Annotated in this window: 11 protein-coding genes; 1 reads left to right on the plus strand and 10 read right to left on the minus strand. The window is 58.7% G+C overall.

The window, feature by feature from the left end:
- Positions 1-41: 41 nt before the first annotated feature.
- Positions 42-5,168, minus strand: a complete 5,127-nt coding sequence (locus HS103_04745) for a protein kinase (protein ID MBE7512106.1) — start codon at positions 5,166-5,168, stop codon at positions 42-44.
- Between the two features lie 42 nt (positions 5,169-5,210).
- On the minus strand, positions 5,211-6,665 hold the full coding sequence (locus HS103_04750) for a phosphoglucosamine mutase (GenBank protein ID MBE7512107.1): 1,455 nt from the start codon (positions 6,663-6,665) through the stop codon (positions 5,211-5,213).
- 422 nt (positions 6,666-7,087) lie between these two features.
- Between HS103_04750 and HS103_04755 the strand changes: the two genes are divergently transcribed.
- Positions 7,088-8,083 carry a DMT family transporter gene (locus HS103_04755; protein MBE7512108.1) on the plus strand — a complete coding sequence of 332 codons (996 nt, stop codon included), beginning with the start codon at positions 7,088-7,090 and terminating at the stop codon, positions 8,081-8,083.
- Here the strand turns inward: HS103_04755 and mtnP are convergent.
- The 8 genes from mtnP to HS103_04795 all read right to left on the minus strand — a co-directional run bounded on the left by mtnP (position 8,061) and on the right by HS103_04795 (position 16,005).
- Positions 8,061-8,876: an S-methyl-5'-thioadenosine phosphorylase gene (gene mtnP, locus HS103_04760; protein MBE7512109.1), complete on the minus strand. Its 816-nt coding sequence runs from the start codon at positions 8,874-8,876 to the stop codon at positions 8,061-8,063. The two genes, HS103_04755 and mtnP, sit on opposite strands and share 23 nt — an antisense overlap.
- 405 nt (positions 8,877-9,281) lie before the next feature.
- Positions 9,282-10,469 (minus strand): glycosyltransferase, encoded by a 1,188-nt coding sequence (locus tag HS103_04765; protein MBE7512110.1) that lies wholly within the window; start codon positions 10,467-10,469, stop codon positions 9,282-9,284.
- Positions 10,470-10,508: 39 nt separating this feature from the next.
- On the minus strand, positions 10,509-11,441 hold the full coding sequence (locus HS103_04770; protein ID MBE7512111.1) for a DMT family transporter: 933 nt from the start codon (positions 11,439-11,441) through the stop codon (positions 10,509-10,511).
- Positions 11,442-11,479: 38 nt separating this feature from the next.
- A complete protein-coding gene (locus HS103_04775) occupies positions 11,480-12,736 on the minus strand; it encodes an HAD-IA family hydrolase (GenBank protein MBE7512112.1) in 1,257 nt (418 codons plus the stop codon).
- A gap of 33 nt (positions 12,737-12,769) precedes the next feature.
- Entirely contained in the window at positions 12,770-13,141 is a 372-nt protein-coding gene (locus HS103_04780) for a hypothetical protein (protein MBE7512113.1), read from the minus strand.
- A gap of 23 nt (positions 13,142-13,164) precedes the next feature.
- Positions 13,165-13,725 (minus strand): elongation factor P, encoded by a 561-nt coding sequence (gene efp, locus HS103_04785; GenBank protein MBE7512114.1) that lies wholly within the window; start codon positions 13,723-13,725, stop codon positions 13,165-13,167.
- A gap of 243 nt (positions 13,726-13,968) precedes the next feature.
- Entirely contained in the window at positions 13,969-14,844 is an 876-nt protein-coding gene (locus tag HS103_04790; protein MBE7512115.1) for a J domain-containing protein, read from the minus strand.
- 153 nt (positions 14,845-14,997) lie between these two features.
- Positions 14,998-16,005, minus strand: a complete 1,008-nt coding sequence (locus HS103_04795) for a GNAT family N-acetyltransferase (protein ID MBE7512116.1) — start codon at positions 16,003-16,005, stop codon at positions 14,998-15,000.
- Positions 16,006-16,205 lie beyond the last annotated feature (200 nt).

Consider the following 16,205-nt stretch of genomic DNA (forward strand, 5'->3'; position numbering starts at 1 on the left):
TTCCGCATGGATGCTGGAAAGGGGCATGATCGGGTGTGGGGTTACCCGCCCGGTGTGCGGGTGATCGCTGGCGGCACGCCCGGTGGCGGATTGCCGCCGCCCGGTGGAGGGCTGCCGCCGCCCGGTGGAGGGTTGCCGCCGCCCGGTGGAGGGTTGCCGCCGCCCGGTGGAGGGCTGCCGCCGCCCGGTGGAGGGCTGCCGCCGCCCGGTGGTGGGCTGCCCATCGGGCGAAACCCTGTACAGGTTGGCGGGGCGGTTTGAAGGTTAAACTCCTCGCGCTCCTTTGGCAGTAAGTCTTGGTAACCGAGCGCAATCAGGCGCTCACAAATTGCCCCCGTCGTGCGCGTTCCGTCGGTATAGGCAAAGCGGGTCAGGCGCTCCCTACCCCCCATAATCAACCGTGATCCATCGGCAGCAAGGGCAAACATTTCTAAACCACCCGCCACATCAAAGCGACGGATGATTGTCCCTACATTGTTTTTCAGGTCAACTTGAATGACTCGCGTCCGGTCACTAAGGGCATAGAGGTATGCCCCGTCGGGCGAGGCGGCAATCTGGGTTATCCCCCCCTGCCGAACCTCAATCCGCCGCGCCCGCCCTAGCTGGCGCGGGGTGGTTAGGTAAAGCGTCCCATCGGTCAAGGCATAAAAGAGCGTTTCACCATCGGCGCTGAAGGCAAGGCTGGTGATATTTTGCTCATGCTCAAAGAGCGAGGTATCCAGAATGTCGCCATCGGGCAGATGGTAGACGGAAAGCGTATTAAAGACGGCAACCGCCAGGAGACTGCCATCGGCAGAGATTGCCAGCGCATCACCGCCAATGAACCCCTCTAAAGGCAGTACCAGCCGTTCCGTTCCGGTGGCAATTTCCCACAGGCTGATGCCGTCATCAAAAATGAGGAGGACATACTTCCCATCCCCGACAAAATAGACCTCAAAGGGAAAGATGTCGCCCCCGGCGCCGTCCGCCAATGAAAAATCATGAATCACCTCTAAGGTGGTTGTGTCATAGACCTGAAGGTGTGGCAGATTCCCCTTTCCAGAACTCGTCACGGCAACGGCGTTTCCATCGGCGCTTAGGTCTGGATAGGAATAGGTTTGCAACGCCCCCCGTGCCGAGGATGTTTCAACATCCCACAAAATTGCCCGAATCACATCCTTCTCAGCGGCGGTGGTCAGCGCCAGATTGTTCCCGACAGAATAGGCAACATCAAGAACCGCCGCTTGGTGTCCCAACAAAAGGGAGCTATTCGGCTCTTGAAGACGCCATGTATAGATCACCGTATCTTCGCCAGCGCTTAGGAATGCCTGCCCCCTATCAATAAACTGAACGCTGTAGACAGACGCCGCATGAGCGCGGTAAACACGAATAGGGAGAGACACCGTAGGATCGGAAATATCCCACAGACGCACCGTGCCATCTTCGCCAGCCGTGAGTGCATAATGAGCATCGGGCGAAATCGCCATATCGTAAATCGACCCGACATGCCCATCCAACGTGTTGCTCATGAGCAGGGAATCGACGCTGCCGCCGACAACAACCAGTTCAAAAAACTTGATCAACCCTTCGTCAAGGGCGGCAATCAAAAAATCACGGTTGATTGGGTTGCCCGCCTCATCGACCATCTGGCGGGTGACTACACGGGCAATGCCCACCCGTATCGATCCTGTCGCAATCTCGTGAAGTACCTCAAAGGAGGCGCGATCCACAAGGGTGATGACTCCGCCATAGCCGCTGACGACAAGCATACGTTCGTCGGGGGTCAGGGTAATTCCTTCTGGCTGCCACTCCATCGTCTGTATTTGGCGGGGGGTATTTTCCGCCACAGACCATTGGGTAACGCTGCTATCGCTGCTGGTGGCAAAATAGGTCTGGCTATCCGAAAGCCATACCAGTGCGGAGATCAGGTCTCGATTAAAAAACGTTTTGTACACTAATGTCCCATTAGGGATGCTCCATAGGCGAATGGCGTAATCTGCCCCTCCGGTGGCAAGGTACTTCCCATCGGGAGAAAGTGACAACGCGGTGACTCCTATCCCCTGATTTGACCACGTCTTGATCTGGGCATAAGTGCGGGCGTCGTGAAGGAAAATCATCCCATTCTCGTCGCCGCTGACGATATAGCGCCCGGCTAAATCGCTGCCTAGGTCAGCGATCATGGCGTTATGAACGTCAAGCCGCCGTTGGGGGAGCGGCAGCGGTAGAGTGAGGGCGTTATCCGCCTCATCCAGTGCGGGTTGAACGGGCGACGAATTCAAGGCTTGAATCGCCAAAACGCCAACCAAGTGAGGGCGTCGCCCCGACGCGGCGATACTGCTTGCCGCCGACGCCAAGCGCAGCGCGTTGGCGTGGGCAAGGCTTATTTCCGCATCTTTCAGGGCGGCAACAGCCGTCCCTTCGTTGTTCAGCGCTGCGCCCTGTGCTACTGTTGCCGTTGCCGCATTATTCGCGGCGAGGTCGGCATTTGCCCTTGCGGTGGCGGCGCTGTTCAGGGCGTTGCCCTGTGCTACTGTTGCCGTTGCCGCATTATTCGCGGCGAGGTCGGCATTTGCCCTTGCGGTGGCGGCGCTGTTCAAGGCGTCGCCTTGTGCCACTGTGGCAGTGACGGCATTCTCAATGGCGCGTGCCTCGTTCACAACGGAATCATTGCGAGCGCGTAAGGCCAAAACGCCTAACCCTGCCATAACAACCGTGCCGAGGGCGAAAAAGAGCAAAAACGCCCGCAAACGGCGTGCATTGCGCTGTTGGGCGGCGGCGGCTGCCTGTGCCGATTGCGCCGCTTGTTTTGCCAAGTCCAGTTCACGGGCGACACGTTCTTTTTCCTCGCGTTCGCGGCGCTTCACTGTTTCGGCGCTGGCACGGATATAGGCGCTTTCATCAGCGCTGAGGGCGGCGGTGGAGTCGCTGAGGAGCGCTTCGTACTGCCCTAGCCGCGCTCCTTCGGCAAGGAAACTACTGTCCCGTCCGGCGTTCACCCATTCCACCGTTGCCGCAGAGAGCCGCCGTCCGGTGCGGATTGCCTCGCGGTTTGTATCCAGCCACTCCCGCAGGCGAGACCATGTGCGGATAAGCGCTTCGTGGGCAACCTCCACTGTTGGGATGCGCGTTTCGGGGTCGCGGTCAAAGGTGAGCAGGCGATACTTGGCAAAGGTATCCATCACGGCTTGGATCAGGGAGGCATTGACTGCCGCGCTGAATTCCGTCTGACGGGCGCGGCGGCGTGTATCTTCTGTGCCTTCGCCAAGCGTCACCAACCGCAAGAAAATCGTCTCTACGGCAATCTGCTGTTCGGGGGGAAGGCTCAGATAGAGTTCATCGGCGCGGCGGGCAAGCGCCCCTAACACCCCTCCCATCTCCCGATACGAGTCTAAGATGAGGGTATTTTTCCGCCGCCGCTCAAAAAGTTCGGTAAGCGCATATTGCAAGAGGGGCAGCGCCCCCGCCTGATCGCCCACATCGCTCACAATCGTCTCAACCAGCCCGGGCTCTAGGGTTAGCCCAACGCGGCGGGCGGGACCAGTGACCGCCTGCCCTAGTTCCTCGGCAGAAAGGGGGAGGACAACTTCCGTCCGTTCGCGCATCAGCGTTCCAAAGGTGGGGTGCAGCAGCGGACGATCATAGAAATCGGCGCGGAGCGTGACGACCACCCAAAAGCGGCTGTTCGGCTCGTTGATGGCGGCGGCGATGTTGTCTAAAAAGCGCCCCGCCTCGGAATCTCTGCGGGCTTGGGTAAAGGCTTCCTCGAATTGATCAATGACCAAGACGACCTGATTACCCCCCGGCGAAAGATCACGCAGGGCGTTTAGCAAGCCGCGCTCATCCGCCATAAATTGGCTGACAAGGGTTTCGATCTCTTGGGGGATACTGGCAACCGTCAGCAGCGCCGCCGCCAATTCGTGAAGGGGCTGTGTGCCGGGCATCATCTCGGCGTAGAACCAGCGCCCTGAGCCGGGCAAGCCGTTTCGTCGCAGCGCGGGAATCACCCCTGCCTTCACCACGCTTGACTTTCCCGACCCGCTAGGACCAACCACTGCTAAAAACCGGACAAGGGCGTGTTTTTCGACCAGCCGCCCAAGCAAGCGCATGATGAGTGCCTCGCGCCCGAAGAAGTCGGCGGCGTCCACCTCGCTAAAGGCGCGTAAGCCTTTGTAGGGGTTTTCAGCGTTGGGCAGCAGAATGCTGATCACCCGCTCCCCCGTCGTATGATCCATCACATCATCTTCGTGAAACAACACATCATGTTCTAAGGGATCGATCAAGAGCAGTGACGAGTCGCTCACCAATGACGGTTTTGCTGGCTGGACTGCCTCCCGAAAAGCACGCGCCATCGCCCGCGCATCGGGAAAACGGTCTGTTGGCGATTTTGCCGTCGCTTGTTGTAAAACGCTGTCCAGCGCTCCCACCATTGGCAGATGGGGGAGTTCGGAACGGAGCGAGGGGAGCGGCTGATTTAAATGGCTAAAAATGAGTTGGGTCGAACTGAGATCGCCCATAAAAGGGCGCTTCCCCGTCAGCAGTTCGTAAAGGACAATGCCCAACGCATACAAATCGGTTTGGGGGGAAACGGGAATGCCCATGATTTGTTCGGGGGCAAGGTAAGCGGGTGAGCCAACGATCATCTCGCCTTCCTCAACCCGTGCCGGGGATGGGCTATCGCCCGACGAGGCATTCGCCGTATGAAGCAGCTTGGCAATACCAAAATCGGCAAGGTAAGTGTTATCTTCCATATCGAGCAAGATGTTATCGGGCTTGATGTCGCGGTGGACAACGCCTGCGCGGTGCGCCGCCATAAGCGCACCAGCAATCTGATCGAGGTAGTCGGTCAGTTCTTCGGGAGAAAGGCGTATTTTTTGGATCAAACGCAGACGCAGGTTGCCGCCAGGGACATAGCGCATGATGATGTACGCGCCGCTTGGATCACGCCAATAATCGTAGAGGGGGATGATGTGCGGGTGTTCAAGGCGGGCGACAAGATGTGCCTCCGCTTCAAAGTTCGTGATGAACTGATCTTGGTTGGCAAATTCAGGCAAAATCACTTTGACGGCGACATCACGTCCGACAACCGCTTGATGGGCGAGATAGACCTCCCCAAAACCGCCCGCGCCAAGCAAGCGGCGGAGTTCATAGCCGCGCACCATCTTGCCAAAAAGTCCCGTGTTATCGGTCATGTCGTTCCTTCGCCCTTCTCGCTGAACCCTTCCGCCTGAACGTTAACCCTTCACGCGCACCGGCGCACCCGTGACACAATCGACAATATCGATCAGGGGTGATTCGGTATGCGCTGCCTCGGCAACCATCTGACACAGCAAAAGCGCCCGCCGCACAACATCCTCAAGCGGTGTGTGCGCTCCCCCTTCAACCATCGCCCGCAGCACATTCGGTTCTGTCCCGCTAAAGCGCAAGTTCACCCGCCCGCCGCCGAACATCTCTAAGGTTTCGCGCTTTTTGCCTTCCAAACCGGGCAAGGCAGTCAGATCGAGGCGACGATCCAAATGGGCAGAGGCAATCACTTGCGGGTAACGCGGGATCGCCGCCGCCAAACTCGCCAACGATGCGCCGTCCGTCCGTTTGCGCCGTGCGCAAAGCGCCGCCAGACGCAGCGCCGTATAAATGCCATCCCCGGCGGTCAGGTTATTTTCCCGAAGAATGATATGTCCGGCTTGTTCGCCGCCGAGGGTATACCCCCCCTTGCGCATTGCTTCCATGACATAGCGATCCCCCACTTTCGTCCGCAGCAGGGTGATCCCTTCCCGCCGCAGAAAGTCCTCTAAGCCGCTGTTGCTCATCTCCGTAGCGACGACAGTTTCACCGGTCAGCAGTCCAGCGTTTTTGAGGTCCACAGCGAGAATTCCTAAGAGGTGATCCCCATCGACCAGCATCCCATCGGGCGTCACACAGACGAGACGATCCGCATCACCATCAAAAGCAAAGCCCATATCAGCGTGGCGTTTGTGGATCATCGTCAGAAGGTCAGTCCGATCTCGGCGGACATATTCGCTGCCCGCCTCGACGTTGATATTGAAGCCATCGGGGTCGGCATTGATGGTAAATACAGAAGCCCCCGCCCGCCAGAACGCCCCCGGCGCAAGGAAGAAGCCCGCTCCATTGGCCATGTCCAAAATGATGGTCAGGTTCTCCAAGCCGATTCCAGCGCACGCCTTGAGCAGATCGCGCTCGTAAGCGTCGGTATCCATGTGGTGGTAGGTGAGCCGTCCGGGGAAGGCGCTGAGCGGGGTGTGCTGCCCATCCACAAGGCGGATGATCGCCTGTTCAGCCTCATCGTTCAGTTTGTAGCCATCCGCGCCAAAGACTTTGATTCCGTTCTGTTCGGCGGGGTTATGGCTGGCAGTGATCATGATTCCTAGCGCGTGGTGTTCGGCAACGGTGAGGTAGGCAATCCCCGGTGTGCTGATCACGCGGCGATCTACAACGGTGATTCCCTCCGCCAGCAGCCCTAGCGCCAGCGTATGGGCGAGGAAGTCGCTGCTGATGCGCGGATCACGTCCGAGGATCACCGTGCCGAGGTCTGCCTTATTGGGCTGTGCGGTGGTTTTCAGCCACACCCCAAGCGCCCGCCCAATAGCGAATACGGTGGTGGGATCAAGGGGAAATTCCCCCGCCACGCCGCGAATACCATCTGTGCCAAACTGAAGGTGTGTTGTCATAGGTGTCTGTAGTGTTTCTCGCTGTGTACGGCACGATTGTATCATAGGTGAGCGGGTTGGCTGGATCGTCCCTCGCGGAGTCGTGCTATAATAGGCAGTATCGATGGTTTCGATTGAGAAGGTTATGCGTAGTGTAAAACGTCTACATCAAATTTACCTGCCCCCCTCGTTTTTCTTCCATCGGCGCAGTCTCAACACGCGCCGGGCGGATGATCACTGACTTCCCTTTTCACCATCAACTGAATAGTCGCTACGCCACCCGCTGATCGCGCCTAGCGCCAGAGTCAGCACGGGGATGGTTTTGCTTACCTGTGGATTGGGGAATCCCAAATCATCGGGCATCTGGCGACAGAACAATCGTTCGTTTCTCCTTGAGATAACAGGTGTACAGACAAAAGAGCATGTGATTGGATTGATTTCCTATGGTTACGTTTCTTGCACGCGGCAAACCAAGCACCGCCAACGCCGCGCTGCTCATCATGATTTTGGCGGCAGCCTGCTGGGGACTGGGAACTGTCCTCAGCAAATTTACCCTCGAACACATCCCCCCGATCACCCTGATGGTGATCGAACTAAGCGCCAGTTGCAGCCTGTTGTGGGCAATGTTGATCGCCAGCGGCGGGCATAAGGGGCTGAGGTGGAAAACTATCCGTCGCGGGTGGGCGGGCATCTTAGAACCTGGGAGCGCCTTCGCCCTGTGCGCCGTCGGGCTGACCATGACCAGCGCGACGAACGCCTCGCTCATTGGTGTCACAGAGCCGGTGATCGTCGTCATTTTGGCGGCGTGTTTCCTGCGCGAGCGAACCTCCCGACGTTTGTTGACGTTTGTTGGCTTGGCATTGGCGGGAACGCTCTTTATTTCGGGGAGTGAGGGCGGCGCGGGGGGGACGGATACCCTCATGGGCAACGCGCTTGTTTTGGGGAGCGCCGCCTGTGCCGCGTTATACACCATTGTGACGCGGCGGGCGGCGCAGAGCGTCCCCCCGCTGACGCTTGCCGCTCTGCAACAAAGTTTCGGGTTGGCGTTTGTGATCCTCTTGCTGCCGCTGGAATGGGTGGGGAATGGCGGGACAGCATGGGCGAGTGTGCGGGCGGGCTTCTCCCTTGAGAGCCTTCTTTGGGCAGCCCTGACGGGGATCATCGGCAGCGGCTTGGCATTTTTGCTCTATTTATCGGCGCTGCGCTACGTGACGGCGACTCAAGCAGCGCTGGTGATGACGGCGATTCCCCTCTTTGGGGTGGCGGGGGCGGTGGTGCTGTTGGGGGAGGTCTTGACGGCAGTCCATATTGTGGGGGGTGGGCTGATCGCTGCCGTGCTGATGCGCCTGCGGGTGGAGGGACATTCACCCCCGCCCCTTGCCGGAGAGAGAGGGCTAGGGGGTGAGGGCGCAGAAATCAGGCGAAATATTTACCGATGATTGGGCGCAGCCGTTCGCGTAGTTCGGGTGTGATGCGATCTTTGCTGGTGGCGAATGACCCTTGCAGCGCGTTTTCACAGGTACACGCCCTAGCTGCGACAAGGAGCTTCTTCACGGCGAGCGACACCGCCCGTTGGGCAAGGGTGATGTTCGCTTGAAACTGCTTCATGACCATCTCAACGCTCACATGTTCCTCATGCCACACATCGTAATCGGTGATGTGCGCCATAACCGCATAGCACAGTTCGGCTTCGCGGGCGAGGAACGCCTCTGGCGAGGTGGTCATGCCGATAATCGAAAAGCCCATCTGACGGTAAAGATTGCTCTCTGCTTTTGTGCTGAAGCGCGGTCCCTCGATGGTGACGAACGTCCCGCCGCTGTGGGCAACCCCCCCTGATTCGCTGGTTGCCTCGGCAAGAATACGGCTGAGATCGGGGCAGAAGGGATCGGCAACGCTGACATGGGCGACAATCCCGCGCTCGAAGAAACTGCGTCCGCGTTCGTCTTTCGTATTGTCATAGAGATTATCGGGGATGCATACATGCCCCGGCGCGTAATCCTCGCGCAGCGATCCGCAGGCGCTCACCCCAATGACATGCGTCACGCCAATCGCTTTCAGGGCATAGAGGTTCGCCCGATAGGGGATTTCGCTTGGCTGAAAGACATGCCCGCGCCCATGACGAGGCAAGAACGCCACGCGGACACCATGCAGCGTCCCAATGGTGATGGCGTCGCTTGGTTTGCCATAGGGGGTGACGGGCGTGATCGTGGTCAGATCGGTGAGTTCGGGCATGGCGTAAAGCCCCGACCCGCCGAGGATGGCGAATTGTGCGCGTTCGGTTGTCACATGAACCTCGTTTGTTCTCTATCGTTTCATCTAAGAGAGGGTGCATTCCCCGCGAAATTTTTCAGGAAAATTATGCCCGATTTTGATAAAACGCGCTTAGCGAGGCTGTCGTACTAACCAATGGTGCAGACTCCCCGAGAACACGGCAACGCGCATCCCCCTGCGACCCGCCTTTGGCGTGTACCCGCTTCTCCCAACGGGAGAAGTGGGAAGAACTGGTTTTGAGGGGGCTTCCCCCTCACCCCCTCGCCCACAGAATTTCACCCCTTTTCTCCGCGTGCGGGGAAAGGCGACTGCTGCGCAGTAACCGGGGGGGATAGGGGTTCTTTTAGAACTCTTTCTGACAGACGACTAACCTGTGCCGCGCACAATGGCAATCAGGGCGCGGGCGCGGTGACGGAAGGTATGCTCCGCCAAAACACGCGCCCGCGCCGCTGCACCCATCGCCGCCCGCGCTGACTCATGGCTCAAGAGCCAACGGTAGCGTTCCACCGCCTCGGCGGGCGTTTGGACGACGACAAGCTCCTTCTCTGGCTCAAACCACGTCTCAATCCCCGCATACGGATTGCAAACCATCGCTGCGCCCATTGCCCCTAGTTCAAAGGGGCGTGAACTTGAGGAGGCAACTACCGAGGCGTGCGCCTGTCGTGTAATGACGAGGTTGATCCGGCTGCGGCAGGCATATTCGCGCAGTTTGCTAAAGGAAAGGTAAGGGAGCATCGTCGTCCGTCCGAGGTCGCCCAAGCCGCGCCCACGCACAGCAAAGCGGGCAGCGGGAAGGGCATGGCTGGCGTCGCGCAGCATCCCATCAATCCACGCCTCGCGGTATTCGCGAGTGTGACCGTAAAAAAACACATCCACATCCTGAGCGGCAGCAACAGGGCTAAACAGATCGGGATCAGCGCCATAGTAAAGTGGGTAGGCAGCGCGAGCGCCCATTTTGAGCAGCGTCTCACACCCGCCAAGACTGTTCGAGAGGAATGCCTCGTATTCGCCCAGATCAGCGCCCGGATACATCTTGAATCCGCTAGAAAATCCGGCGAATTCCGGCAAGCTGGCGGGGACATCGCCATCATAATAAAAGACGGGCTTGGCGAACCGTTCGCGGATGAACGCCGCCAACCCAACGACGTGATTCAGCGGGATAGTCAGGAAGATCACGGCATCCACATCGGGGTGGGCGGTCAGGTGTTTCGTCATGAAGGCTTTCCAGCGGGGGAGGATCACCCGCTGGGCAAGCGTCCGTTGAAGGCGATCCGCGCTGCTCTCGCCGCCTTGTCCAGTCTCTACGGCAGCCGCCTTTGTCCCTCGTTTAAAGCGCCCCGCCACGTCTTTCAGCGCCTTGAAGGTATCGCCAAAGCCTTTGACCGGATTAGGAAGCGCCCGCCACCAAAGGCTTTCCACCGCCGCGCCCTGATAGGTGGTTGCCAAGACCTCTACGTTTTCTTCGTAAAGCGCCTTCAACAACTGCCACCAAGCAGGCGTTGCGCTGTAAGGTTGAGTCAGATCAAGGGAGGACACAACAACGAGAAGTTTCATCGGCAAAAAACCTTCGAGTGGTTCGTTTAAAGCTAGGAGCTAGGCGTCTGCGGTGCGTTCCCGCTGGCGGGCGGTTTCCTTCCGCGTTTCCTCGCGGCTGGCAATGACGAGGGCAATCAGAATCACCGCGCTGCCAACGATCTGGATCACTTTCGGCGTCTCGCTAATGGGCGGGAAGGCGGCAAAAAGCGTGCTAAAAATCGGCTCGCCCAAGACGCTGAGGCTGACGAACGAGGCGGAGAGGAAGCCAAGCGCATAATTTAGCAGGGAGTGTCCCACCAATTGGGGAAACAGTGCGGTGAGCGACATCCACAGATAGGCGTCACCGCCTAATCCGGTGATCGGCAGCCGGTTGAGGATCACCATTGCCAAGAGGGTGAGCGCCGTCGCGCCGTAGGTCAGCCAAATGTAGGGGAGGAGGGGGAGCGTCGCCCGCAGCCGCCGCCCGATGATGAAATAGGCGGCGACGGTCAGCGAGCCGATGAGCGCCAAGCCGATCCCGATCAGGGCGGAATCTTGTTTCGGCGCTGCGCCAACATCGCCAGTGGCGCTGATGATCACCCCACCAATGATCGCCAAGACAATCGCCCCGATGGTGACGCGGGTGAGCTTTTCCCGCAGTAAGAAGGGGGAGACAAAGGCAACCACCAGTGGGTTCGTTGTCACCAACGTCACGCTGATGAGGACGGAGGTGTACTCAAGGGAGGTGATCCAACTGGCAAAGTGGAGGGCGAGGAACACGCCGGCAAGGACTGCCAACCCAATCTGCCCCGCTTTCAGGTTTAGAAGTGTGGGGCGATGGCGGGCAAGGACGAAGGGCGTCAGGATCAGCGTTGCCAGCGCCACCCGCCACAGGGCAATGACCAGCGAAGACGCCCCCGCCACCTGCGCATAGCGGATGAACACCGAGGCAGACGACGCCGCCAACACACCAACAACAAGGGCAAGGTAAGGACGGTAGGAAGGTTTCACGGAAGGCTCTTATTTTTTGTGGTTTGTCTGGTTCGTTGTCACTCTTCGCGGCAGCGCCCCAACGTCTGGCACAGTTGGGTGATGTGCAGCCGATCATGGCGCGTGGTGAAGATCGCCATTTCCAGCAGCGTCGTCCGCCCCAAAACACTGTGACGGGCGAGGCGTCCCCACTGTTCCGGCGATAATTCCGCCAAGAACGTCAACGTCTTTTGACGCTCTGCCCAAAATGCCGCTGCTGCGCTTTCCGCTGTCGCCCCGCGTACATCCATCTCTCCCGGTGCGGGGGGCGTGGGCGATGGCTCGATGAAGGGGTTGTCCTCACGGGCAATGCGCTCCAAACGGGGGCGCTGTACGTCGCGTTCGCTATCGCGCAGGTGGCAAATGATCTCTAAGGGCGTCCATTCGGTTGCCAGCGGGCGTTTTTGCCAGTGTTCAGGGAGCGCCGTATCGATGATCCCAAAGAGCGCTCCTGTATTCCCCACCATGCACGGGGCAACTTGGGTGGGCATCAAGCGGGGCAGCGGTGTCTGGGCAAGCGCTTTGAACCACCCGCCCTCCCATAGGGCGGCGAATTCGGCAAGCGTCCCCTGCCCATGCGGGGTGATTTTGGGCAGCACCACCGCGCCGCTGCCCGGTTCAGGGGGGAGGGGGGTTTGTGCCGGATCGTCAATCCAATAGGTGTACATTCCCACCTGTGTGGCGGGCAGAATGTCGTTTTCATAGCTGTCGCCCACCATGATCGCCTCGTCCGGTTCAACGCCCACACGGGCGAGGATTTCCTCGTAATAATAGGGACTCGGCTTCGTGAAGTGGCACTCATCCATGTTTGTGATCCAGGCGAAGGGCAGATCGGGGTTGATCCCGCCCCATCCCATACGCATCCGCACCTGATCTAGGGGAAAAAAGGGATTTGTTGCCACTGTCAGGCTGATCCCCGCCGCCAAGAGGCGATCTACCAGTTCCGCCGCACCCGGAATGGGCGTGATCGCTGTGCGCGTCGCTTGGTAGCCGTTGTGATGAAAGGTGTCAAAGGCACGCTGCAGGGCGGCGGCATCCACGCCAAACGATTCGGCTAATTTCGTGCCGAAGACCTCACGGTTGAAGCGGGTGGGGTCGTTGTTGGCGATCATCATCGCCACCGCCCCGCGCATTCCACCCTGGACTTCTTCTTTGGTGGGGTGGCGTTGGGCAAGCTCGCCCAGCAAGCCGCCAATGCCCATCATATAGGTGCGCAAGAACCCGCTGTTCAGGCGCAGCAGTGTATCATCCAGATCGAACAGGACGGCTTTGATCATAGGGTTTGTTGGGTGAACGACGATCCAGCAGCGCTAGGGAGTCTGTGGATCGTCAAGGGTGTTGATCACATCGCGGAACAGGTCGAAGCCTGGGCGTTCCTCATTGCATTGGGGGCAGCCCACGAAGGCATCGGCAACCGCCACCTGATGCTTTTCGCAGTGTGCCGTGACAACCACCGCCCGCCCAATGCCAAACACAATGCCCGGACGGATGGTGAGTGTCAGATTGAGGTGAGGGCTGGCGTTCGCCCTCAAAATATCCGGCACGGCACACCGCACGCAATCGCCGGGTTTCCACGCCGCCGATGCCGGATTGCGCTTGGCAAGGCGACATTCCTGTTTAGACCGTTGGCGGTGGAAATCCGCATAGTAATGCGGACATTCTTTCCCGGCGGGTGTTTTCATAACCGATGCTGCCTATGCAGAGGCTAGTTGATCCGCGTCACGTAGCTGCCATCGCGGGTATCGACCTTGATCCGATCCCCAAGATTGACAAAGAGCGGCGTTTGAACTTCTAAGCCCGTTTGGGTTTTGATCTTCTTCGATGCGCCATTGGCGGTGTTTCCGGCGACGGCGTTTTCCGCCTCCACAACCTCCATCTCCACGTTTACGGGGAGTTCGTAATCGATGATCTCAGTCTCGAAGCGGACGAGGCTCATCTCCATATTTTCCGCCATGTAGAGGAGGTCATCGCCAAAGATGCTCACCGTCAGTTCGTGTTGTTCGTAGGTGGTGGTATCCATGAAGTGGACGAAATCTTCGTCGTGGTAAAGGTATTGAACGCCAAAGGTTTCGACGCGGACATCCTGAACGCGATCCCCACTGGTGAAGGTGCGGGTGATCGTTGACCCCTTGCGAAGGTCGCGCAGCGTGGTGCGGATGGTGGCATTGCCGCGCCCCGGCTTGTGATGCTGATAGTCCAACACACGGTACAATGCGCCATCAAAGGTGAACGTCACCCCTTTGCGCAAATCATTCACATCAATCATGCTTCGGTCTTGCCCTCAACTGTACGTTATCGTTGTGTCTGTTTCCCTGCCATACCTGTTGGTGTGTTTGGGTTAAGGAAGGGGATAAGGCGCTCTTTCGCTGTCTGAATCGGGTTGGGATAGGTGATCCTATCTTGGGTTATATCCCCAACACACCAACCGTAGAGAGGTCAGAGTGTGCGCCATTTTATCACCGTTCAGCCGATGTACCAAGCCCCGCTGTCTCATCAGGGGGGCGGACGGTCACTGCCCCGAATCGCTCGTTCTGATTTCCCGCAGGGCGGCAAGCTCCTCAAACAGCGCCAGTTCATGCCCGTTCAAATTGGTGGGGACTTGAATCAGGACGCGGGCGAACAGGTGACCGCGCTGGTCGGGTTGGCGCATGTTGGGCATTCCCCGCCCGCTGACGCGAATCGTCTGCCCAGACTGTGTACCCGGAGGGATGCGGACTTTCACATCGCCGGAGAGCGTGGGGAGCGTCACTTCCCCGCCGAGGACGGCGATGAACAGATCAATCTTCAAATCGCAGGTGAGGTCGTCCTCGCGGCGTTCAAAAACGGGGTGCGGCTTCACGCTGACGATGAGGAATAAATCACCATAACCACCGCCGGCAAAACCCGCCTCGCCCTCGCCCGCCACGCGGACTCGTGTGCCGTCTTTTGCCCCCGCCGGAATACGGATCGTGCGCCGTTTTGCGCCGCGTGTCAGCACGCGGTCTGTGCCGCCATAGGCTTCCTCAAGGGTGATTTCGATCTGCTGTTCCAGATCGCGCCCGCGAATGGGCGCTTTGTAGCTCTCCCGCGCCCGCCCACCGCCAAAGACATTGGCGATAAAATCGGCAAAGCCGCCCTCGCCAGTGGTCGTCTCTTGAGCGTAGCTGCGCCACTGCTTGTAGCTGTTGACATTTGCGCCCAATTGGTCGTACTTGGCGCGTTTGTCGGCATCGCTGAGGACTTCGTATGCCTCGTTGATCTGCTTGAAACGTGATTCGGCGTCCTTATCACCGGGGTTGTGGTCGGGGTGAAGCTGGCGGGCGAGGGTGCGGTACGCCTTACGAATGTCATCGGCGCTGGCGGCGCGGTCAATGCCGAGTGTTTTGTAGTAGTCTTTTTGATCCATGCAAAGAGTTGCTCAGGTGGTGGTTTCCTACCATTTTAGGGGCGAATGGGCGGAAGATCAACGGGGAGGGTGTGCAGCCCCCACATGATTGGCTGGCTAAGAACGCCTCTCCCCCTTCCCCTATAGACAAGGAAAGGGGGAGAGGGTGGGGGGTTAGTCCGCCTTGATCTCGTAGACGGGTTTATCGACGCCGCCCATGCGGTATTTGTAGTCTTCATTCCCGCGCAGAAAGTCAAAAGCGCGGCGACCCTTGCTAATGGCGTCCTCAATGAGGTGTGCCAAGAGGACGATGCCCGGACTAAGATGCCCATAAGTCACCGGAATCAAGCCGGAGTTGTAGACCAAAATGCGGTTGTCATAATCAAAGTTGAGATAGGCGGCGGCAGGCGTCCCCTCAACGGTGAGGAAGGATAGCTGCAACCAGCCACAGGCGGCAATCTGCGGCACAATGGCGCGGAAAAACGCCCCGTTCTTGGCATCGGCAAGGAAATCCGCCTTTTGCGGGGAGCTTGCCGCCATAAGCGCGGTGAAGGTTTCTATCGCCGCCGGAAGATCATCGCCTGCCCCAACGATATGCCACGCCACGCCTTCTTCCTCGGCTCCGGCACGACGCAGTTTTCGGCGCAGCTCGTGGCGATTCTTTTTGTCCAGACCATTCAGATAGTCTTCAAAGGTGGCGGGGAGGGGAATCACCGGACAGACCTCTTGCGGGACGAGTGTCACCGTAAAGCCCGCCGCCCTGAGCGCCTCGGCAAAGGTGGTCAGCGCGGGCGATCCATCGGGGTGGTTACACAGATTCACGCGGCTGAACAGCGTCCGGTTTTGGGCAAGATGTGCGGCAAACCCGCTGAAAACCGCCGGACGGTGGTCGGGGCGGACAATCAGATCAAGATAATCGGTCACATCGACGCAGCCAATCGGACGCAGGACACGCCCCTCGCCGTCAATAAACCAGGGGGCAATACCCACCAGGCGCCCGCTCTCGTCCCGTGCGATGATCACGTAGAGATCGCCCGGCTGGTAGGTGTTGAACCATGTCGTTTGCCATTCCCAGGTGAGGAACACTTCATTCGTGTGATTCGTCGCTAATAGATCGTTCCATTCGCCCCGAAGTGCCTTTAGCTCCTGCGGGGCGCTAAGACAGTCAAAGGTAAGGGTCACTGGATTCGTACTCCCTGTGTGTAAAACCCGCTATTTTTAACGCACCTTACGCACAGACCCTCACTACCCATGAATGCGTTTTTTTGAGGGGGAAGCCCCCTCAATTTGCCGTTTTTGATGGCTATGGGGTGGACAACCCCAACGGCGTAAGGTGCCTGTTTAAGGTAGAGGGATTGACGCCTAAAGCGGGGCAATACTTA

The sequence above is a fragment of the Anaerolineales bacterium genome, assembly GCA_015075625.1.
In the GTDB taxonomy this organism is placed as follows: domain Bacteria; phylum Chloroflexota; class Anaerolineae; order Aggregatilineales; family UBA2796; genus UBA2796.

Bases quoted from the DNA above. Each gene is read 5' to 3' on its own strand.
- HS103_04780 (MBE7512113.1), bottom strand. From the start codon at position 13,141: ATGAAAACACCCGCCGGGAAAGAATGTCCGCATTACTATGCGGATTTC.
- HS103_04755 (MBE7512108.1), top strand. From the start codon at position 7,088: ATGGTTACGTTTCTTGCACGCGGCAAACCAAGCACCGCCAACGCCGCG.
- HS103_04750 (MBE7512107.1), bottom strand. From the start codon at position 6,665: ATGACAACACACCTTCAGTTTGGCACAGATGGTATTCGCGGCGTGGCG.
- mtnP (MBE7512109.1), bottom strand. From the start codon at position 8,876: ATGCCCGAACTCACCGATCTGACCACGATCACGCCCGTCACCCCCTAT.
- HS103_04765 (MBE7512110.1), bottom strand. From the start codon at position 10,469: ATGAAACTTCTCGTTGTTGTGTCCTCCCTTGATCTGACTCAACCTTAC.
- HS103_04775 (MBE7512112.1), bottom strand. From the start codon at position 12,736: ATGATCAAAGCCGTCCTGTTCGATCTGGATGATACACTGCTGCGCCTG.
- HS103_04745 (MBE7512106.1), bottom strand. From the start codon at position 5,168: ATGACCGATAACACGGGACTTTTTGGCAAGATGGTGCGCGGCTATGAA.
- HS103_04790 (MBE7512115.1), bottom strand. From the start codon at position 14,844: ATGGATCAAAAAGACTACTACAAAACACTCGGCATTGACCGCGCCGCC.
- efp (MBE7512114.1), bottom strand. From the start codon at position 13,725: ATGATTGATGTGAATGATTTGCGCAAAGGGGTGACGTTCACCTTTGAT.